31 protein-coding genes are annotated in these 20,375 nt (G+C 22.0%); 21 read left to right on the plus strand and 10 right to left on the minus strand.

Translation table 4 applies throughout. From position 1 onward, the window contains the following. Positions 1–192, minus strand: coding sequence for a hypothetical protein (locus AAHM78_RS17185; protein WP_342254712.1), 192 nt, complete (start codon positions 190–192; stop codon positions 1–3). Beyond that, complete coding sequence (locus tag AAHM78_RS17190; RefSeq protein ID WP_425289742.1) at positions 104–400, minus strand: transposase family protein; 297 nt, start codon at positions 398–400, stop codon at positions 104–106. The genes AAHM78_RS17185 and AAHM78_RS17190 overlap by 89 nt, the downstream gene beginning before the upstream one ends. Between AAHM78_RS17190 and AAHM78_RS12945 the strand changes: the two genes are divergently transcribed. Then, the gene (locus AAHM78_RS12945; RefSeq protein WP_342253453.1) at positions 400–978 is read left to right on the plus strand and encodes an IS1595 family transposase; all 579 of its coding nucleotides are present in this window, start codon (positions 400–402) and stop codon (positions 976–978) included. The two genes, AAHM78_RS17190 and AAHM78_RS12945, sit on opposite strands and share 1 nt — an antisense overlap. Positions 979–1,217: 239 nt before the next feature. Here AAHM78_RS12945 and AAHM78_RS12950 read toward each other — a convergent pair whose 3' ends face one another. The 3 genes from AAHM78_RS12950 to AAHM78_RS12960 all read right to left on the minus strand — a co-directional run bounded on the left by AAHM78_RS12950 (position 1,218) and on the right by AAHM78_RS12960 (position 2,185). Further along, on the minus strand, positions 1,218–1,343 hold the full coding sequence (locus AAHM78_RS12950) for a hypothetical protein (RefSeq protein WP_342253454.1): 126 nt from the start codon (positions 1,341–1,343) through the stop codon (positions 1,218–1,220). Positions 1,344–1,376: 33 nt separating this feature from the next. Continuing rightward, positions 1,377–1,745: a hypothetical protein gene (locus AAHM78_RS12955; protein WP_342253455.1), complete on the minus strand. Its 369-nt coding sequence runs from the start codon at positions 1,743–1,745 to the stop codon at positions 1,377–1,379. A 140-nt stretch (positions 1,746–1,885) separates the two neighbouring features. Beyond that, entirely contained in the window at positions 1,886–2,185 is a 300-nt protein-coding gene (locus AAHM78_RS12960; RefSeq protein ID WP_342253456.1) for a hypothetical protein, read from the minus strand. Between the two features lie 206 nt (positions 2,186–2,391). On the opposite strand from AAHM78_RS12960, the gene AAHM78_RS12965 reads away from it, so the two are divergent. The 20 genes from AAHM78_RS12965 to AAHM78_RS13055 all read left to right on the plus strand — a co-directional run bounded on the left by AAHM78_RS12965 (position 2,392) and on the right by AAHM78_RS13055 (position 14,181). After that, the gene (locus AAHM78_RS12965; RefSeq protein WP_342253457.1) at positions 2,392–2,838 is read left to right on the plus strand and encodes a UPF0236 family transposase-like protein; all 447 of its coding nucleotides are present in this window, start codon (positions 2,392–2,394) and stop codon (positions 2,836–2,838) included. Between the two features lie 29 nt (positions 2,839–2,867). Next, positions 2,868–3,500 (plus strand): hypothetical protein, encoded by a 633-nt coding sequence (locus AAHM78_RS12970; protein ID WP_342253458.1) that lies wholly within the window; start codon positions 2,868–2,870, stop codon positions 3,498–3,500. Positions 3,501–3,712: 212 nt separating this feature from the next. Next, positions 3,713–4,657: an IS30 family transposase gene (locus tag AAHM78_RS12975; RefSeq protein ID WP_342253459.1), complete on the plus strand. Its 945-nt coding sequence runs from the start codon at positions 3,713–3,715 to the stop codon at positions 4,655–4,657. A 135-nt stretch (positions 4,658–4,792) separates the two neighbouring features. Next, entirely contained in the window at positions 4,793–5,053 is a 261-nt protein-coding gene (locus AAHM78_RS12980; protein WP_342253460.1) for a hypothetical protein, read from the plus strand. Between the two features lie 6 nt (positions 5,054–5,059). After that, on the plus strand, positions 5,060–5,836 hold the full coding sequence (locus AAHM78_RS12985) for a ParA family protein (protein ID WP_342253461.1): 777 nt from the start codon (positions 5,060–5,062) through the stop codon (positions 5,834–5,836). 40 nt (positions 5,837–5,876) lie between these two features. Next, entirely contained in the window at positions 5,877–6,776 is a 900-nt protein-coding gene (locus AAHM78_RS12990) for a lipoprotein (RefSeq protein WP_342253462.1), read from the plus strand. A 66-nt stretch (positions 6,777–6,842) separates the two neighbouring features. Then, the gene (locus AAHM78_RS12995) at positions 6,843–6,992 is read left to right on the plus strand and encodes a hypothetical protein (RefSeq protein WP_342253463.1); all 150 of its coding nucleotides are present in this window, start codon (positions 6,843–6,845) and stop codon (positions 6,990–6,992) included. A gap of 18 nt (positions 6,993–7,010) precedes the next feature. Continuing rightward, positions 7,011–7,232 carry a hypothetical protein gene (locus AAHM78_RS13000; protein WP_342253464.1) on the plus strand — a complete coding sequence of 74 codons (222 nt, stop codon included), beginning with the start codon at positions 7,011–7,013 and terminating at the stop codon, positions 7,230–7,232. A gap of 129 nt (positions 7,233–7,361) precedes the next feature. After that, positions 7,362–7,604: a SemiSWEET family sugar transporter gene (locus AAHM78_RS17195; protein ID WP_425289743.1), complete on the plus strand. Its 243-nt coding sequence runs from the start codon at positions 7,362–7,364 to the stop codon at positions 7,602–7,604. A gap of 274 nt (positions 7,605–7,878) precedes the next feature. Beyond that, complete coding sequence (locus AAHM78_RS13005; protein WP_342253465.1) at positions 7,879–8,289, plus strand: transposase family protein; 411 nt, start codon at positions 7,879–7,881, stop codon at positions 8,287–8,289. A 118-nt stretch (positions 8,290–8,407) separates the two neighbouring features. Next, positions 8,408–8,554, plus strand: coding sequence for a hypothetical protein (locus AAHM78_RS13010; RefSeq protein WP_342253466.1), 147 nt, complete (start codon positions 8,408–8,410; stop codon positions 8,552–8,554). 344 nt (positions 8,555–8,898) lie between these two features. Further along, positions 8,899–9,387 carry a hypothetical protein gene (locus AAHM78_RS13015; RefSeq protein ID WP_342253467.1) on the plus strand — a complete coding sequence of 163 codons (489 nt, stop codon included), beginning with the start codon at positions 8,899–8,901 and terminating at the stop codon, positions 9,385–9,387. 244 nt (positions 9,388–9,631) lie between these two features. Beyond that, positions 9,632–9,823 (plus strand): hypothetical protein, encoded by a 192-nt coding sequence (locus AAHM78_RS13020; RefSeq protein ID WP_342253468.1) that lies wholly within the window; start codon positions 9,632–9,634, stop codon positions 9,821–9,823. A 4-nt stretch (positions 9,824–9,827) separates the two neighbouring features. Continuing rightward, entirely contained in the window at positions 9,828–9,950 is a 123-nt protein-coding gene (locus tag AAHM78_RS13025) for a hypothetical protein (protein WP_342253469.1), read from the plus strand. Positions 9,951–9,952: 2 nt separating this feature from the next. Next, positions 9,953–10,123: a hypothetical protein gene (locus AAHM78_RS13030; protein ID WP_342253470.1), complete on the plus strand. Its 171-nt coding sequence runs from the start codon at positions 9,953–9,955 to the stop codon at positions 10,121–10,123. A gap of 14 nt (positions 10,124–10,137) precedes the next feature. Further along, positions 10,138–10,863, plus strand: a complete 726-nt coding sequence (locus tag AAHM78_RS13035; protein WP_342253471.1) for an ERF family protein — start codon at positions 10,138–10,140, stop codon at positions 10,861–10,863. Then, positions 10,856–11,356: a hypothetical protein gene (locus AAHM78_RS13040; RefSeq protein ID WP_342253472.1), complete on the plus strand. Its 501-nt coding sequence runs from the start codon at positions 10,856–10,858 to the stop codon at positions 11,354–11,356. The genes AAHM78_RS13035 and AAHM78_RS13040 overlap by 8 nt, the downstream gene beginning before the upstream one ends. Positions 11,357–11,359: 3 nt before the next feature. Further along, on the plus strand, positions 11,360–11,488 hold the full coding sequence (locus AAHM78_RS13045) for a hypothetical protein (protein ID WP_338977469.1): 129 nt from the start codon (positions 11,360–11,362) through the stop codon (positions 11,486–11,488). Then, complete coding sequence (locus tag AAHM78_RS13050; protein WP_342253473.1) at positions 11,488–11,673, plus strand: hypothetical protein; 186 nt, start codon at positions 11,488–11,490, stop codon at positions 11,671–11,673. The genes AAHM78_RS13045 and AAHM78_RS13050 overlap by 1 nt, the downstream gene beginning before the upstream one ends. Before the next feature lie 198 nt (positions 11,674–11,871). Further along, complete coding sequence (locus tag AAHM78_RS13055; RefSeq protein ID WP_342253474.1) at positions 11,872–14,181, plus strand: hypothetical protein; 2,310 nt, start codon at positions 11,872–11,874, stop codon at positions 14,179–14,181. A 194-nt stretch (positions 14,182–14,375) separates the two neighbouring features. Here the strand turns inward: AAHM78_RS13055 and AAHM78_RS13060 are convergent, their stop codons facing one another. The 5 genes from AAHM78_RS13060 to AAHM78_RS13080 all read right to left on the minus strand — a co-directional run bounded on the left by AAHM78_RS13060 (position 14,376) and on the right by AAHM78_RS13080 (position 20,371). Next, positions 14,376–14,594 (minus strand): hypothetical protein, encoded by a 219-nt coding sequence (locus AAHM78_RS13060; protein ID WP_342253475.1) that lies wholly within the window; start codon positions 14,592–14,594, stop codon positions 14,376–14,378. Between the two features lie 47 nt (positions 14,595–14,641). Next, positions 14,642–14,929 carry a hypothetical protein gene (locus AAHM78_RS13065; protein WP_342253476.1) on the minus strand — a complete coding sequence of 96 codons (288 nt, stop codon included), beginning with the start codon at positions 14,927–14,929 and terminating at the stop codon, positions 14,642–14,644. Between the two features lie 141 nt (positions 14,930–15,070). Further along, entirely contained in the window at positions 15,071–17,614 is a 2,544-nt protein-coding gene (locus tag AAHM78_RS13070) for a hypothetical protein (RefSeq protein ID WP_342253477.1), read from the minus strand. Then, the gene (locus AAHM78_RS13075) at positions 17,541–18,896 is read right to left on the minus strand and encodes a hypothetical protein (protein WP_342253478.1); all 1,356 of its coding nucleotides are present in this window, start codon (positions 18,894–18,896) and stop codon (positions 17,541–17,543) included. The genes AAHM78_RS13070 and AAHM78_RS13075 overlap by 74 nt, the downstream gene beginning before the upstream one ends. After that, positions 18,890–20,371, minus strand: a complete 1,482-nt coding sequence (locus AAHM78_RS13080; RefSeq protein WP_342253479.1) for a hypothetical protein — start codon at positions 20,369–20,371, stop codon at positions 18,890–18,892. Before AAHM78_RS13080 ends, AAHM78_RS13075 begins: the two co-directional genes overlap by 7 nt. Positions 20,372–20,375: the final 4 nt, after the last annotated feature.

The raw sequence follows: 20,375 nt of genomic DNA on the forward strand, positions 1-20,375 counted from the left end.
TTAGTTTTTTTTAATTCTTTCAATTGGAGTTTCAGTAGCATCAATAGCTAACAAATTATTATTAGTACCTTTATTTTTTGTTAAATCTTTTTTTCCAGGTAAATTAAAAATTCCGCTTTTTATTAAAATATTTTCAATTCAAAAAAATATTACGAATGCAACTAGTATGACTAATATTATATCTTTTTGCAATAACTATATAACTACTATAGTCTTTTCAATATTCTAAAGTCATTAATAAACGCTCTTCAATTACAATTTTATTTTTTCTACCACCATAATATTTTTGTTTAGACTCAGCAATTTTTAAAATTTCAAGCATTTTATAAAATGTTTGTGGCTTTATGCCGACTAAACTATAAAACGGACTTCTCCCCACATGTACTTGTGGAGGAAACAATGAAATTGAATGAGTTCAACAATATATTTCAAACAGAAAAAGATTGTTTGAAATATATAGCAAGTTTGAAGGAAAACAAATGTATGAGGTGTTCTTGAACAAATTTGAATACTTCTGATTTAAGAAGAATAAGATGTTTGAAATGTCATCAAACATTTAGTATTCTTCATGACACCATTTTTTACAAGTCACAAACACCTTTGACATCTTGGTTTTATCTCATCTTTAGATGAATAAACACCAAACATGGAATTCCATCAACTGATGTTGCAAAAGAATTGGGAGTAACTTTGAAAACTGCTTGAAGAATGGGTCATAAAATCCGAAGTGCAATTGCAAAACAAGAACCTCAATTCATTGTTGAGGGCATAGTGCAAATGGATGAAATGTATCTTTCACATATGGGTTTTAAAAAACAAGGAAGATCCTTAAAAAATAAAACTTTGATTGTTGGGATTTATGAAAAAACAACCAATAATTTAATTGTGAAAGTGTTGAAAAATGCAAATCAAAAAAATCTTTTGCAATTTGCAAGAAACCACATTTCTTCAAAGTGTGATGTACATACTGATTCTTAAAAAGGATATCGCCATTTTAAATCAGTTTTCACTAAGCATGAAACAGTTAACCATCAAGATGGCTATGTTTCAAAAACTGGTGTAAACATAAACCAGATTGAATCGGCATGAAAGCACATCAGACGAACATTTAAAACACATATCAAAGTTGAAAAACATCATGTTCATTTATACGCAAAAGAATCGGCATATAAATTCAACAATATACCTAGTTTTGAAACTGTAATGTTATGTTTGATTTAAAAATGTGGGGAGAAGTCCGTAGATAGGCTTTTCTCATCATTTATGTGATAAAATTTAAAAATAGTACATAAAGGGAGAAAAGCCCTATAAAATTCTTGATCATCTTTATATTTTTTCAACATAATAACTATCACCTTTAATATTAATAATAATCGTTAAATTGTTAAAATTAAAGGTTTTGCACCAAGTCTAATTAAAAAATCTTTATAATCTTCATTTATTTTATTAAATGCTTCTTGTTTAGATAAAGATTTATAATTATCAGTACTCATTAAATTTTTAATTAAATTTACTTTTTTAGTATCTTTAATATTAGAAAATAATTGTTGCTCTTCAAAACTATTAATTTTATTTTCATATTCTTTTATTTTTGTTTGATATTCATTTATTTTTGGTTCTAATTCTTTTTTAAGAAATTCATCTTTTGCTTGTGCATATACAACATTTCTTTGTTGTTTTAAAGTTTCTTGTAATTCTTCAAAAGTATAAGTTTCTTTTTTTTCTTTAACTTCAAAATTAGACATAAAAATACTCCCTTGTTTAATAATCGCTTTTTTTGATAATCCCTTGTAACTTATGTTAATAAATAACATAATCGCTTAATTAAATTATATCATTTTTTCCCTTTAAAATAAAGAAAAAAACCTATATTTATTATAGGTTTCTAATCATTATTTTCTATTTTTCTAGGTTCACAAATGTTAATAATTATATTATTTTTTGAGTTATTTTCTTCTAAATTATTTTGTAAATCATCAAATTCTTCTGGATGACATTTTCTTAAATATTCTCATTGATATTTTGGGTCTTTCATAGTATTTCTTAATAAATAATTAGCAATTTTTTGACATGCTTTATCATAATCTTTTAGAAAATTTTGTTGTCATTTTGTCTGGTAGCGTCGGCAATCAAATATATATTTTCTATCAATTCCTAATGCTAAATTTAAACCAGTTTTTGTCATTCTTGTTGGAACATTTTTATTATCTCTAAAATATTAATTTATCTTTTCTTTATAATTTCCTAATTCTTTTCTTTTTGCTGGCATATTATCACCTATATTCAATAATTTATATAGTAATTATAACATTTTAATAAAAGCATATTTCACCACTTTAATAATAATTATTACTATAATCAAAATCATAAATTAAGAAAGGAAATAATATTATGAATTTTCTAGAAAATGAACTTAATTATAATGAACTTGATAATCAAATTAAAAACCATGGTTTAAACTATTTCACAAATTTATTAAAAGCATATGATGATTTTTGATATCAAAATATATATGATAAAAGTAAATATAAATATGTTAAAACTGCTAAAAGAAGTCCAAATACTCAACATGGTAAAATAAATAATTTTTATCGTAGATGTTATTTAATTTTAGAAACTAATGAATATTATTATCCTTTAGATAACTATATAAAAATTCAAAAAAGAAAAAGAACATTAACTAATTTAGAACATACAATAATAAAAAATTCAGGTAATGGTAAAAGACAATCTGATGTTCAAGATATATTAAAAAATAGTAATTTTTCTAAAACATATATGACTAATGTAATGAAAAATGCAGTAATAGGAGTTGAAGAAATAAAAGAAAAAAAGTAGTTTTACCAACTGAAAAATTATTTGTAAATATGGATGATTGTTTTATAAGTTCTTTATTTGATAATAAAAAACAAAAAAATCGTATTCGTACAATTAGTGCAAATAAAGGTAAAGATTTAGAAAAATCTACTAAAAGTAGAAATGTTTTAAAAGATAAAAAAATTACTTATATGAAAACTAAGAATGGTCAAAGAATTAAAAAACAAGAATTTATTAATAAAATTTATGAATTTCTTGATTTACAATATATTTATAATAAAAGTGGTTTAGTATTTATTGGTTATGGTGCGCCTTGAATTAAAACTTCTGCTAAAAATGAAAATATTCCTTATGTAATTGATAGACATCATGCATTTAAAGCACTTAAAAAAGGATTTATTTTTAATAGAAAAGTAGATAATAAAAAATTAACAAATGCATATGATTTATTTGTTAATGGTGAATATTATCAATTATTAGATTTTTTAAAAGAAAATAATATTAATGAAGAAATATATAAATATTTTAAAAATAATAAAGAAGGAATTATAAATCAAAAAGAAAATTGAAATAAAGGAGTTTGTGCTGAAAGTGATGTTTCACATTTAGTTAAATCTTTAAAAGGATATGGTGCTAAAATTTTTAATGATAAAGTTCTTGATAATATGCTTATAATTAATTAAGCAAGAATTAATAAATTAAATCTTTTACTTTAATATTTTAAAAATTTAATAAATCTAAACCTAAATAGTTAGGAATTTTTACTTTAGATAATTTTAAAATAATAGTCTAAAATACTTGATTATATTTCTTTAATTGTAAAATTAAAAAGGACACTTATATAAAAATTAAATTGTGTTAGGTCTATAATTAAGAAAAGAAAGGAATTAGCGCAATGTATAAGTATCTGAGTATTGAATCAATAATAGCAATAAAAGAATATAAAAATTATGGATTTTCGATTCGTAAAATAGCAAAAATTGTTGATTATAGTAAATCAACTGTACATAGAGTTTGTAGATTATGAAATAAAAACTTATTGCCATTAGAAATATTGAATCAATTTCAAAAAAATAAACAAAATGCAGGCAGAAAATTAATAATTTTAAATTTAACAGAAATTAATAGTATTAATCATTTGTTAATTACTAAAAAGTATGATCTTGATATAATTGCTAACTTTTTAAAGGAAAATAAAATAAAAAGTATTTCAACAAAAACTTTATATAACATGTTTAAAACAAATCGAATGGGTTTTGATGAAAATAACTTATTGAGAAAAGGCAAAAATAAATCTCACAAACAAAAAGAAACTAGGGGCAAAATTAATAATTGTAAGTCTATTCATGAAAGAAATTTAATCATTCCTAATATTAAAAATATACAAGAATTTGGTCATTTAGAAGGTGATACTATCATTGGCAAAGATCATAAAAGTTCTATTATTACTTTGGCTGATATATGATCAAAAACCACAATTCCTTTAGCAACTAAAAATCATAAATCAGAAAATATTACGAAAAGTATAATAAAATTTATTTCAAAGTTACAAAAAGGAACAGTTAAAACCATTACTTTTGATCGTGGTAAAGAATTTAGTAAATGAAGATTAATCGAAAAAATTTGTAATGTCCAAATTTATTTTGCAGTTCCTGGTAAACCTTGCCAAAGGGGTTTAAATGAAAATAATAATGGTATTTTAAGAAGATATTTACCAAAATCTACAGATCTATCTTCATATAAACAAAAAGATTTAAATTTTATAGCATTTCAAATTAATTCTACACCCAGAAAATCGCTCTCTTATAAAAGACCAATAGATTTAATACAATTATTTTAAAAAACTGTCCCATTTATATTTACAACTCAGGTTTATAAAAAGGTATATAATATAATCAACAATTAATAATTTAAAGTTGTCTTTTATTTAAAGAAAATTAAATTATAACTATTAACTTTACTCACCCATATTATTATGCCACAAATAAAAAAAATAAGAAATTCATTTTTAGAGAATGATATTTCAGATAAAGATATTTTAAAAACAATTGAAAATGTATCAAGTTATAATAAAACTAAAAAATATAACAAAATTGATTATCAAGATATTATGCCACCAATGACATGTAAAGTTGAATTAGTAAGAAAATTTAGAAAACAAGCTAAGGATAAAAAATGAAGTTATACAACTTTAATGAACGAAATTTTAACTGATTGATTTAATAAGGGAGAATAAATAGTTATGAAAATGATTTCTATTTGTAATAAAAAAGGTGTTGTGGGAAAAACTACTCTTTGTAAAAATATTGCTTATAAACTTGCTTTAGAAAATAAAAAGGTTTTACTTATTGATTTAGACCCACAAGCTACAATTACTATGCAAGTTAATAATGATGTTAAAAATGATAAATGTATTTTAGATATAATTGCTTCAAAATCAGCAGTAAAACTTATTAAAATTATTAATTTAATTGAAAGAACAAAATATAAAAATATTGATATTATAATGGCAAATGAGGAATTAAATAAAATTTCAGCTACAATAAATGCAACATATTCTGAAAAAGAAAAATATTTACTATCTGATATAATTTATCAAAATAATCAAGAAATATTTGAAAATTATGATTATGTATTAATTGACTATCCTCCAACAATAAATGAATTATCTGTAAGTTTTTTAATGCTTTCAGATGTAATTATTGTGCCAATTAATGAAGGATTGAATAGTATTAAAGGATTAATGGATTTACAAAATACTTTAAACCATTTTTGTAGAGAAAAACAAAAAAATATCCCAAACATTAAAATTTTATTAAATGGAATTAAAGAAGGAAAAAACTTAAAGCAAATATTGAATTTATTAAATGAAAAGAAATTGAATAATTTATCTAAATCTAAAATTTCTTATTCTGAAACATTTAAAACAATTGAGAATAACTTAAATAGTATTTGAACAAATCCTTATTATTGACGTCAAAAACAAGCATATGAAGAACTTATTGCAGAAATTATATAAAATAATAATGTACATTTAAATTTAAGGGGGGTAAAAAGATATGAAGAAATTACTAAGTATGCTAGGAACAATTACTTTAATTGGAACAACAAGTACTAACGTTGTTGCATGTGGTGGAGAAAAACCATCACCAATTTCGGATACAAAAACTGATATTTCAAATAAAATAACAAGTCCAATTGCTTTAGGACAATTAGATGCAAATACAGCATTAGATTTCTTAGCAAAATTACAAACAGCATTAGCAAAAATTTCTGATTTATCAAGTATCAAAACTACTGATTATGATGTTTTTAAATCAGGAACTACAAATGCTATACCAGATAGTGATATTACTGCAGGTAATTCTTTAAATATTAAAATTGTTGCTAAAGGAAGTAAGTTTGAAGGCACTAAAGATAATATTAAAGTTAGTTATATTCAAATTGATTTCACTACAATGATTAAAATAAAGAATTTAGGTAAAATAATAACGCAAAAAGATATACCAAATAAAGATGAATTATTAAAAGCTATTAAAGATAAAAATCCTAGCACTACTAAATTTTTAACTCCAGATGATTTTGAATTTAAAGAACCAATAACTTCTAACAATGCAACGATTATTGGTAAAAATAAATATAAAGGAGAAGTTATTTTATCATTTGCAATTAATGGCATAATTATAAAATTTAAAAATAATTATATTTTTCAATATAAAAGAATAAGTGTTCCAATATTTGTTGAAAAAGATTTATGACCTGAAGTTATAAAAAAATCAGAATTTCCTAGTGATCTTTCTAAAAATATTACTGATTATAATTATGAAAGACTTGGTGATGGAATTTGAGTTGCTATTATTAATTCTCAAATAAATCATAAACCTTCTGATTTTTGATTTCATGTTAAAAATAAATATAATAATAAAATTATAAAAATTTATGGTTTTTTACAAGGATAATTTTTTTACTAAACAACACAGTTATAAAATAATAATGTACATTTAAATTTAAGGGGGTAAAATTAAATGGCAATTATTACAACTAAATGTTACTTAGCATCATGTGAAAAAGAGTATAAATTTGATTTTCTATATAGAGATAAATTTATATATTGTAGTGGTAAATGCCATCAAAAATCATTTGATAATACAGTAACAAAATTTACACAAAAATAAAATTTAAGGGGTAAAAATATGTCTAATAAAGTTAAAAGACCAATGAATGCTTATATGCTTTTTAGTAAAGAAAAAAGAGCAGAAATTATCCAACAAAAACCTGAACTTAAATCAAAAGTTGCAGAAGTTGCCAAATTGATTGGTAATCATGGAAAAGAAATGACAAATGAACAAAAAGATAAATATGTAAAAATAGCAGAAGCAAACAAAAAAATATATGAAAGCGAAACTCAAAAATAATTATTTAATTGATTTACAAATTTATTTTAAACACAATGGTATATGAGATAATTCATATATCGTTGTTTTATTTTAAAAGAAAATAAAAAGAAAGAAAAGAGAATATTATATGAATGCAGAAATAATTGGTTGATTAGCGTCGCTGTAAATAGTTTTATATTTTTACCCCAAATTATAAAAATCATAAAAACAAAAAGAGTACGTGATTTATCATTTTTTATGTTATTAATTCAATTATTATCTTGTTTTTTATGAATATCTTATGGAATATTTATAAAAAATTGAGAAGTTGTAAGTTTAGATTCAATAATTTTAATATCTACAATTATTATTTTAGGTTTTAAATTAAATATTCATTATAAAGAACCATAAAAATAGACCACCATAATTATGGTGGTCTATTTACATTAAAAATTTTTCTTTTTAACAAATCGTTCTTTTTTAAATAATTTCCAAAATAAACTTCATCTAGAACTTAAATTTTTTACAAATGTTTTCATAAAAATCAACTCCTTGAAAGAAATTTAAATTTAAAATTGCTTAATTAGAATACTTATATTTTAATAAATCTTTAATTAGACTTGGTGCAAAACCTTTAATTTTAACAATTTAACGATTATTATTAATATTAAAGGTGATAGTTATTATGTTGCAAAAATATAAAGATGATCAAGAATTTTATAGTTTAGTCGGCATAAAGCCACAAACATTTTATAAAATGCTTGAAATTTTAAAAATTGCTGAGTCTAAACAAAAATATTATGGTGGTAGAAAAAATAAAATTGTAATTGAAGAGCGTTTATTAATGACTTTAGAATATTGAAAAGACTATAGTAGTTATAGAGTTATTGCAAAAAGATATAATATTAGTCATACTAGTTGCATTCGTAATATTTTTTGAATTGAAAATATTTTAATAAAAAGCGGAATTTTTAATTTACCTGGAAAAAAAGATTTAACAAAAAATAAAGGTACTAATAATAATTTGTTAGCTATTGATGCTACTGAAACTCCAATTGAAAGAATTAAAAAAGGAAATTATCCCCACATGTACTAGTGTGGAGGAAAAAATGAATTGAAATGAATTCAATAGCATATTTCAAACTGAAAACGATTGTTTGAAATATATAGCGAAGTTGAAAATAATGAAATGCATCAGATGTGCTTCTTCTAGTTTGAATACTTCTGATTTGAGAAGAATACGATGTTTGAACTGTAACCAAACATTCAGTATTCTTTATGGAACCATTTTTTATAAGTCACAGACCCAAATGACATCTTGGTTTTATCTCATCTTTAGGGCGTATCAAGTTAATGGTTAGATTTAAAAAGAACTTAAATGAGAGATAATACTCTCATTTTTAATTGTTGAACAATTATAATTAATTATTTTGTTAAACCTATACTTTATTAAAGTAATTAATTATTCCAAATTTAATAAAAATTATAAAAGCTATTGTATAGGAATTTGCAAATAGTAATTTTTATCATGCTCTTTTACAACTTGATATTTTTTTGGTTCCCTTCCCCTAGAACCCCTACCCTCCAAGGCTTTGCTACTTACAGTAGCATAAGCCTTACGTATAGTAGATAAGTAGTTAGTAGTATATAAGCCTTTTATCACTGTAGGTGATAAGGCTTATACGTAAAGTAGAAAGGATTCGTAATGATTAATGTTAATTTAGATATTAAAAATAAAATTAAAGAAACAACTAAAGGTATGTTATTAGAAATTGGTGAATATGAAACATGATTTCCTATTAAAGATACTATTATTGATGAAAAAAATAAAAAAATAGCATTAAAAATAATTGAAGATTTTTATTATAAATTAGGTAAAAAATCAATAACAAAAGATATTGAAAGTGTTAAAGGTAGTGATATTTTAAAATATATAAAAAATATTCCAAATATTACTACAAATGAAAATGAATTAATATCTTGTGAATTTTATGAACAATATAATGGTTATTATATTTTTAAAAATGATAAAAATCAAGAATGTTTTAAATATAACATTACATGAGAACAAGATATGAAAAGTTTTAAAATAAATAATCCATATAACGATAATGACTTAGCAATAAATTATATTGTTACGCCAATAAAAGATATATCAACTCATAATGAAAAAATATTTTATTTAAAGTATTAAAGGAAAAAAATATGTTACTTAATGTTGAAAAAATACAATTAATAAAAAATTTATGTAATGAAAAATTACTTAAAAATAAAAAATATATTGAAATACAAGAAATATTAAAAATTATAGAAAGGGATTAATAATTATGGAATGTAGAGAATATAGAATTAAAGGTTCATGTGATATTTGTCATAAAAATTCATCATATGGGAATAGAACTTGTAATAAATGCTTTTATAAATTAATAGGTGAAAAAATGAAATGTAATATTCATAATGAAAAATATATATGATTTTCTGAATTACATGAAATTGAAAATACTTATTATTGTAATAAATGTATTAATAACATGATTGAAGAAGATATGTATTTAACATCAAATAATTGAGATTACTTATATGAATATTATATTAATGAATTACAATTAGAAAATTTTAAAGGAGTGTAATAATATGAAAAATAAAGGTTTTCAAGATATTAAAAATGATTTACAAATGTTTTTTAAAGATATTGAAAATGGTAAATATGGTGAAAGAATTAAAGAATTATTTATCAATAAAGAAAGTAGTGAATAAATATGGTAGCAGCACCTAAAAAGAAACCAGAAGATTTAATGATTAAACAAATTATTATTCATTTAAGATTTACTGAAAAAGATTATGCAAAATTAAAAGAAATTTGTGAAGAAAAAAATATGAAAATTAATGGTTTTATAAGAAGTTTAATTAAAAAAGCAATAAATAAATAGAAAGAGTGATTATAATGAATAATTTATATAAAAAAATACTTAAATTACAATTAGAAATTGGTAGTACACCTAAAAATGGTTTTAATAAATTTGGAAATTATAAATATTGATTATTAAGTGATATTTTTAATAAATTTAAATTATTATGTAAAGAATTAAATATTGTTATTACACATGAAGATATATTAACAACTGATAGAAAAATAAATTATTTAGATACTAAAGAAGTAGAAATAACTTATTTTAAAAAATATACAATTATTGATTTAGATAATGATAAAGAAATAAAATATTTTGATATATTAGCTTGTGCTAAAAATACAGATATAGCAAAAGCAAAAGGTAGTGCAGAAACTTATGCTTATAGATATTTTTTAATGAATTTATTATTATTAAGTGAAGATGAACTTGACCCAGATAATGATAATATTAATTTAATACAAAATAATAATAAATATCAAAATAATAATATTAATAATGTAAAAATACAAAATGAAAAATGAGAACCAAGTGAAAAACAATTAGATTATTTTGAAAAATATATGATTACAAATACAGTTTTATTTGATGAATGTATAAGAGAAGATATGGAAAGATTAAATCCAAGTAATAATAAAGATTTTTTAATATTAATGGGTGAAAATTATTTAAAAGTATTATTTGATAAATTTAAAGAAATTCGTGAAAGATTTAAAAATTTAAAAAATAATAATAAAAGTGAGTATAGAAATTATGACTAATTATTTACTTTCAATTGACCCAAGTATTAAAAATACTGGATTTACATTATGAGAAAATAAAAAACCAATTTGAATTAATAGTTATAATTTTAAAAATTATAATTATGAAAATTATATGAAATTGATACATAATATTATTTTAAATAAAGTTAATGGTTTATATTGAGAACAATTAACTTTATGTATTGAGCAAGGTTTTATTAATAAAGGTAAAGGTAAAGAAACATTGGAACATTTAAGAGGATTTATTGCTGGTTGATTTAATAAATTAATAACAAAAGATATGTTAGTTCATAATTTGACGTGAAAGAAATGATATAAAAATAGACCTTTTGGAGCATATTGAGATATTAAAAATGAAAAATGAACAAAAGAAACATCATTAGCAATGGCACAAATCATTATTTCAGAAAATGAATGAGATTTTAATATTGCTAATCATGATGAAGCAGATAGTTTATTAATTGGTTGATATTATTTAAATAAGGAGTAAATAATGAAAATAGAATTTGAAATGGATATTTTTACAAAAAATGCAATTATTGAATCATCAGAAAATTTAAAAAAATTAAAACAATTAAATATATCAATTAATTTATGTAATTGTAAAAAGGAAGATAATTAATGCAAAAACAAGAAAAAGTATTACTTAAATGTATTGTTAAAGATTGTAATAATAAAGTATTAGTTACTTTAAAAACTTTAGATTTAGAAGATACTACAATTCAATTTTTTAAAATGTGTAAAAAACATAAATTAGATTTTAATAATAAAATAAAAGAAATTAAAGAATATTATAAAAATAATTAAATTAAATTTTAAAAAAATTATATTTTCACATTTTAAAATTTTTATGTATATAATTTAATTGTTAAAAACTTAATGAAAATATTTTTATTTAAATAGATAAAATAAAATTAAGAGCCTTTCTAATTCGTTGAAGTTAGAGTAGTTTTTTCTTTTTTTTTGTTTTTAACACATATTTATTAATGAAAGGAAATATTTATAATGAAATATTTTAATACAACTTATTGATTTAAATTATGAGTATTAAGTGCACCATTATTTAATTCTAAAAGTGAAGGTATATATGCTAAGTCAATTGATAATAAAAAGATTAAAGATTGAGTTAGTAACAATACCGGTTTAGAATCAATAGATGAACCAAATAGCTTTACAAATACAAGTATTAATTATCAACCATATAATTTAAATGAAACAAATCAAAATATTGACCCAATTTATCAAAAAGAATTAGAAACAAGTACACATAAACATAGACATGAAAAAAGTAGAAATAGACATAAAAGACAACCAAGAAATAATAATGAATGAGCAATTAACGTAAATATACCATTATTTTCTCAAGAAAATGTTGTTTGATGTGCTATTGCTACTTCTGAAGCAATTTTAAGAAATTTAGGATTAAATATAAATAATTTTTTAGATAGAATAAATTTAAGTAGGGAGGGCGCTGGTTTAACTGAATACTCTAGTTTCCAACATTATTTATCTGAAAGAATGAATGTTGAATATTTGAGAAATGAAAATAATGAAATTATAGGTGGTGGAGTATATTCAGAAAATGTTGTCAATATAATTAATGATATTATTAGAAGTGAAAATATACAAACACAACCATATACAATACAATTTTTTCACGCACCACGTTATTTTGGGCTTCAAACAACTGCTGATAACATTCCAGGTAATACAGTTGATGAAGCAATACGTAATCAATGAAATCACTTATCAGAAACATTAAATATTGCAAGAAGTATTAGACAATTAGAAGAACAATTAGGTATTCAAAATGCAAATATAGAAATAGAAGAAGCAGATCGTAGGATTAATGAACAAATTCAAGCAAATATAGAAATAGATTTTAGAGATACTTTTTTTCGTAACTTAGATTCACTAGTTCGTTCAAGTTTACAAAATAATATGCCATTGATTTTTGGTCAAGGTTTTCAGCCAACTTATAGAGCATATGGAGGGTATGCAGGACATTCTATTTTAATTGTTTCAACTTCTTCAAATGGTCATGATCCACAAGAAGATTTATCAAACATTCGTTATAGAGTTATAGACCCAGGTACTGGACAATATGCAATCTATACTGCTCGTGATTTATATTATGCTGGTGGCGATGTTGTTTCTTTAATTAGTTCAAATTCTAATAATTTACAATTACAAAATATTGGAATATATTTTGCAAATTTTCCTAATAATAATCAAGGAAATAATGCAAGATTTTTGCAAGAAATTGTAAGGCCAGCATTAAATAATTTTTTATTATTTTCTTTTATTTATTATAACCAAAATATAAATTGTCATAATAGACGATTCGGTAGAGATTTAACAAGTTCGATAACAAATCTTTTAAATAATAAATTTTGTGATTTAAAACCACAAATTGAAAAAATTCAAGGAAAAATAACTGCAATAAAAGTTTTAGATGAAAAAACTAAAGGTATTGATTTAAAATCTGGCGATATATATGTTGGAACAACTAATGCTTTATATTTAATTGGTGCTAATAGTATTGTTTATCAATTTAATAATATTAGTGATGAAATAACGAATATAATAAATTTTAATAATAATTATTATGTAAACACAAAAAAAGAAGAAATTTATTTTTTAAATACTTCCAATATTTCAAAAGATGGAACTGTTACAGGAGAAAAAATAAAAACTGAAAATATTACCTTAAAAGAATTTGAAAATTTATTACAAAATAAACATACTTATGAAAGTAAATGAAATAAAAATCTTGGAAAAATAAAAAATATTTTTAGAATAAATAAAAATAGTGATGATAACTACTTAAAAGAAGGAGATATATGTGCTTGAACAGATGATGGAGGATATTTAATTCGTAATCGGGATTTATTTGAAAAAATAGATATCAACAAACATTATATTATTCACCATGATGATAATCATATTGAAGAAGTGCATTATAATCATAATGATAACACATATTGCCATAGTACAGGCAAAAAAATTGCTGCTGTTAGTACTGCAACGGCAATAGGAGCAACAGCAGGTAGCATTCTTCCTGGAATAGGAACATTGATTGGAGCAGCAGTTGGTGGGTTGATTGGCGAAATTGGAGCAGTATTTATAACTACAGAATGATGTGGTTATAAAGCAAAAAGAGAAATATTTGATATAAATAACTTAAAAGAAAAAAATGAACTTAAAAATCTAAAAAAATGAACTAATGAATTTACAAAATCTATTAATCATGAACAACATTTAGCAATTGATAATAAGCCTAATTTTTCTACAAATAATATAACAAGTTTATAATTAAAATTTAAAAATATCAATAACAAAAAAGTTACCTTATTGGTAACTTTTTAATTAGGTGCCAACTTAATAATATAACAGTGAGATTATATACTTATCTTTCTCTATAACCCTTGATAAGTATTACAGTAAATTATACATTAATATTTAAGATTGTGTGGTTTTATTTTTTTCTTGTTTATCTAAAAATTTTTCTAATTTAATATATAATGTTTTTTTTCCTTATACCTTAAATTTGAAATAATACAACAACCAAAAATTAAACCAAAAATATTTAAAGTAAAAAATAAAAGCAGTACACCTAAGGAATTATTTTCTTTACATAATTCTATACCCTTATTAATTAAATAAAGAAAAAAAGTTCCTATAATTATCCCAAAAATTGCAATTAAAAACATAATACCATCTGACATAATAACTCCTTTGATATTTTAGTGATTTTAGGTAAATTATATCAATATTATCTATTATTTAATATTATTTTATAAATATTTACTTTTAATGATTTGATTGTAATATAAGCATAACCATATTGAACCGGTACAGTATCAATAATAATTCTGTTTTCAATTTTTCCTAATGTTGCTTGTAAATAAAAATTTCATTTAAAATCTTTATTATCAACTATACAAAAACCAATTGATTTTTGATTACTAAATTCAATATTTCAATTATAAAAACCTCCATTATCTTTTATAATAAATTCATAACCATTTAAATTATAATCACTATCAGCATACCCATACATATATGATGTTCCAGTTCTATCTTTTATGTATTGACTATCAGAATTAGCATGATTTCAATGATAAAAATGAGGTGCGGGATTTGGTTGAATATTTCTGAAAATTAAATCTTTTAATTCAATTATTACACTTATATCTTTTACTTATTTTGATGGTCTAAAATTTTCTGTACCTGACAAATTAGTTGTTATTTTTATTGTGTTATAGAAAAAAGAAACATTTTTAATTTCTTTTTCTGTTTCAATATCATAATTATAATATAAAGTTATACTTTTATAATACCTTTTTAAATCATTAAAAGTTTTAATTAATAATGTAGGGTCTAATAATGATTTTAAATCAACTTCATAATTAACTTGTTTACTTTTATTTACTTGTCATCAATTTTCTGTATTATCTTTTACTGGTATTGAACTTGTATCTGTTAAAGGTATATTATTTGCTGTCATTTCTATTTTTAAATCTGGATTAATAATTATTGATTTTGCTATATTTTGAGGACTTGGTGGTAATATTTTTGCTGGATATGAAAATGTAGTTTCTTCACTTTCTTCATATTCATCATGATTTAATTTATATAAAGTAGTTCAATTAAAAGCATTACCAGTTAAATAACCCATATTATTATAACGAAATTGAGCAATTGATATTTCATTATAATCACCTTGATAAGTAAATGGATTATCACTATAAAATGTATGTCTTTCTTCACCTTGATGTAATGATTGAGTTACAATTGTATCAATAATATAAGCATAATTTGAACCATCAATAACTCCATTACTTGTAGGATTTCATTGACAATCTTTATCTTCATTTGTAAAAGGACTTGCTATATCTAAAAACTCTGTATCTTCTGCTAAAATATAAATTTTATTATTTTTCTTTTGTGATAAATCAATTGTACTTATTTGTTCTTTAGTTTCTAATTTATGACCAGAACTAGGGTCTCATGGATAAACACTTATTCTATCACTTAATTTCATAGTCATAGCAGTTGTTGAAACATTTGCACCTAATAATTTACCAATAGTAAAATCATTATCATTTGTAAAAGCATTTAAAGGAATTAAACCACCATTACCAATAATACTTTCTAAATTACTTGTAAAAAATGCTGACATAAAACCATTAAAATATAACATTTTTTTATATTGTTGAGCATTTTGAGTAATAACTCAACTACTTCATATACCTAATGTTAAAGCATTTAATAATTTACCAATTAAAGGAATATCACTTAAAGCAAATGGTAATCATTGTTGACTATCATAAGGCATTTGTATTAATGGAGAAAATACTACACTATTAAAATTTAATATAGCAGACATATATTTTTGACTGATTTTTGAATAATCTACAGTTGGACTTCCTATAATTAAATGAGTATCTGGGTCTTTATATTTAAAATTACTACTCATATCTACATTATAATTACCCGTTAAATTATTTATATTTCATTCACTATCTCAAAAAAATTTTGCTTCTCCTACTGATGTACCATTACTTAATCTTGCTTTATCTTTATCAAAAGAAAGCATACCTTTAAAATCTTTTGTTACAAATAAATTATCTTGAAAATTTAATGAAGTTTTTAATCATTCTGTAAAATTTTTAAAATTAGTAAATCCAGTAGGTTTTGCATCCATAATATTATAAAATGTAGTTTCTGGATGACTACTTGTTGTTATTTTATCATTTATTCCAGCAAGTAAACCACCATTATTTTTAATATTAGTTGTAGATTTTTCATTATTACCAGCAATAAATAATCTTCTTGAAGCAAATACTTTACTTTCAAATATTTCTTCTGTTCCTTGTTGTATAGGTTCTTGTCCTTGAATAATAGGTCTTCCATAATAATAACAACTTGATAATAATTCTAATCCATATGATTGTCTATGAGAATATCTTACACCAATATCACACATTAAAGTACGATTTAAAGTTACTTTTCCTTGTTGAATAGTAGGGAAAGCATAACCACTACCCGGACTTGCATATTGTACAAAATCAAGTGTATTTTGACCACTAGAAACTACTCTATCATTTAAACTACTAAAAGTTAATACTTGCATACTAAATGCACCATTATAAGGACTATAATAATTTGTTACATTTGAAATATATAATAATTGTCTATCTTGATTTTTACTACTATTACCACCAATATTTTCATTTTCATCATTAAATACAACAAAAAATTGTAAATAATCATCAATTGTAATATGTTCTTCAAACATTACTAAAGTATATTGTCTTTTAGTTTGTACTGTTTTAAATATTTGATTATTTGGTAAATTACTAAAATCTACACCACTTGTATCATCAATTAAATAAGCATTTCAATAATCACCAATTTTATATTCTTTTTTATAAAATTCATCTTGACCTGTAACTTTATGAGTTACTGGGTCAATTTTACCTTTATTTTTTTGATATATTTTTGTACTATTTTTTCAAATACATACAACCGGAGTATTACCAGTTAATATTAATTCATATTGACCAAAATCACTAATTTTACTATTAATTGGTTTATAACCAGTTTCAGTTAAAGGTATTGCACCATTATTTATAATAAATGGAAATATTTTTCAATGACTTTGTCTTTTAATTAATATTTGTTGCATTTTTAATCTCATGTGAGCGTGTTTCATTAATTGTATTTGTTGATGTCTGCTCATTTTCATTATCTCCTAAATCTTTATTTATTTTTTGATTTTCATTAATAATATTTTCTAATTTATTTTCAGCCATTAATTGGTCAATATTATCATATTCACCAATTGCTTCAATTATTGTCATTGTGCCATTATTTAATCTTGAATTAATAATTTGGTCTTGTACTATTTGGTCAGTCATAGCAATTGGAATAAATTTAAAACTATAAGGTCTTTCTCCAATACCATTTCATAAATTTTCACTAATAAGTAATAAATCAAATATACGATAAAAATAAGCACTATAAAATGCTATTTTTATTTCTGTTGTTTCCATATCAAATTTATTATTAAACATACTTTGTGTTTTATTAGTATAAACATCATTACCATGTTCATCATAATCATAACCAGCACCATTAAATATTACTTTAGCAGTACCATTATAATCTAATCAATATTCATTAAATTTAGGGTCACCTTGAATAATTTGCATACCACCATTACCATTTTTATCATAACCAGCACTACCAACATTCACAAACATATCTTTTTTAGGATTTTCTGCAATATTACCATTTTCTTGCATTTCTTTAACTGTTTCATTATCTAAAGCAGCAAATAAAGTAGTAACATTTAATTCTCTTTCTAATCTTTTTTGTCTAATTACACGATTTAAATCTCAAATTAAATCTCATACTGGTGTACAATCTGGATATGCATTTAAAGTTGTAGCATTACCATATAAATTTATTATTGGTAAATTAGTTATTTCAAAAATAGGTATATAATTAAATGGATTTTTAATTTCATAAGTTTTTAATGGATTAATATTTGGTTTTAATTTAGTACGTGTAGAACCTAAAATAATATCTTTATTATTATCTTTATAAGTTTCATATTTAACTTTTCCATTTTGAATTGTTACTCATGTTAAAGTAGCACTATCTGCTTGTTCATTAATAAAATAAAATTCTGCTGATTGTTCTTGTTCATTATATTTAGCAACTCTACCACAAAAACTATTAGGTAATATTTTAAGTGATTTACTATTATCTTCATTAACTATAATCATAATAAATACTTTACCCATTAAACTATTTTGTAAACCAAATTTATAAAATTTTTCTAATCATTTATCTTTTAAATTCATTTCATTTAAATAATCTAATATTTCTTTTTTACTTGAATTAAATAAAAAACCTTTACCTAATCATAATTTAGTTGATTTTTGAGCAATAATCATAGGTATATCAATATATCAATTACTTTTATCACAACTTAAATATTCCATTGTATTTATCATAATTCATCACCATTAAATTTATTTTTATTAATTAATAATTTATTATTAATACCATTAATTAATCATTTAATTTCATGCATTAAAGCATACATATCACTATCTCAAGTATCATCATGTAAATCTAACATTTTTGGAGTATTATTATTAGTATCTAATTTCTTTTTATCTAATCATTGCATTAAACTATATTGTCTTTTAGTTTCTGAACATCTTTCTCAATTAAAACTAATAATATTTCTAAGCATACAAATTGTTGTAAAATCAATTCTATCATTTAAATATAAAATTGATTTATCTACTGCTATAAATTTTAATCATGTTATATTCCGTTTTTTAACTCAACTTTTTAAAACATCAATAAATACTAATCCACCATTACCATAATCAACATAACAAGTAAAACCAAATACCATTGCTATATAACGTTTACTTTCATTAATATAATAATTAATAATATCATTTGCTAAAGTATCAGTATCTTTATATTGCATAGTAACATTACTATGATAAAATTCACTTTCTTTATGCGCTCTTCTACTATTTTCATTTTCACCAATAAATCATAATGAAGCAGCAGTTGGATGACCACTACTACTTGTTGCCATTCCAATATCTAATCCACCAGTTAATCTTTGTACTTGAAAATCTAATTTAGTTCCTACATTATCAAGATATCTAGCAAATATAGCACCAGTAAGAATACTTGGTACACCATAATATCAACTTTGTGCTTTAATAGGGTCTAATACTTTTAATTCTTCTAAATCATTAATCATATCTAATGTCAAATTATGAGAATTTACTTTTCAATTACTATAATGAAATAATTTAAAAATATTATTATCAAATATTGATTTAATTTGTTCATTATTAGATTTCATAATGTCTAAATTAAAAGGTACTATTTTATTCATATATTCAATAAAATATTGATAAATATTATCTGGATTACAACTTTTAATTTTTATTCTTTTTTTAGCATTTCCTAATGCAAATGTTATTGCTTGAAATTCTTGTTGACTAAATTCATTTGCTTCTTCACATCATTCAATTGCTAAATCAAAACCTTTTATTTCACTACGAGAAAGACCTTTTAAAGGTATTCTATCATTTGAATTACTATATACACCCATAACTCTAATAAATGATTTACTACCTTTAAATCTAAAATCTGCTTGTTTATTTGGATATTTTAAATTAAAATCTTTATAATCATTAAAATCAATTGTTATTAAAGCATTATATATTTCTTTAACTAAATCATTAATATCTTTATTTAATTTTCTAAAACAATATATAGCAATTGATTTATTAACTTTAATTGAAATGGCTATTAATATTGCTAATTCTTCTGCAATACTATATGTTTTACTTGAATATCTACTTCCACTTAAATTATATTCACTATGAGTAAAATCACTTTTATTTAATAATCAATAACTAATTTCATGTAAATATGTAAATTCTTTATTCATAATA

The organism is Spiroplasma endosymbiont of Zeiraphera isertana, from assembly GCF_964030805.1.
GTDB lineage: Bacteria > Bacillota_I > Bacilli_A > Mycoplasmatales > VBWQ01 > Spiroplasma_E.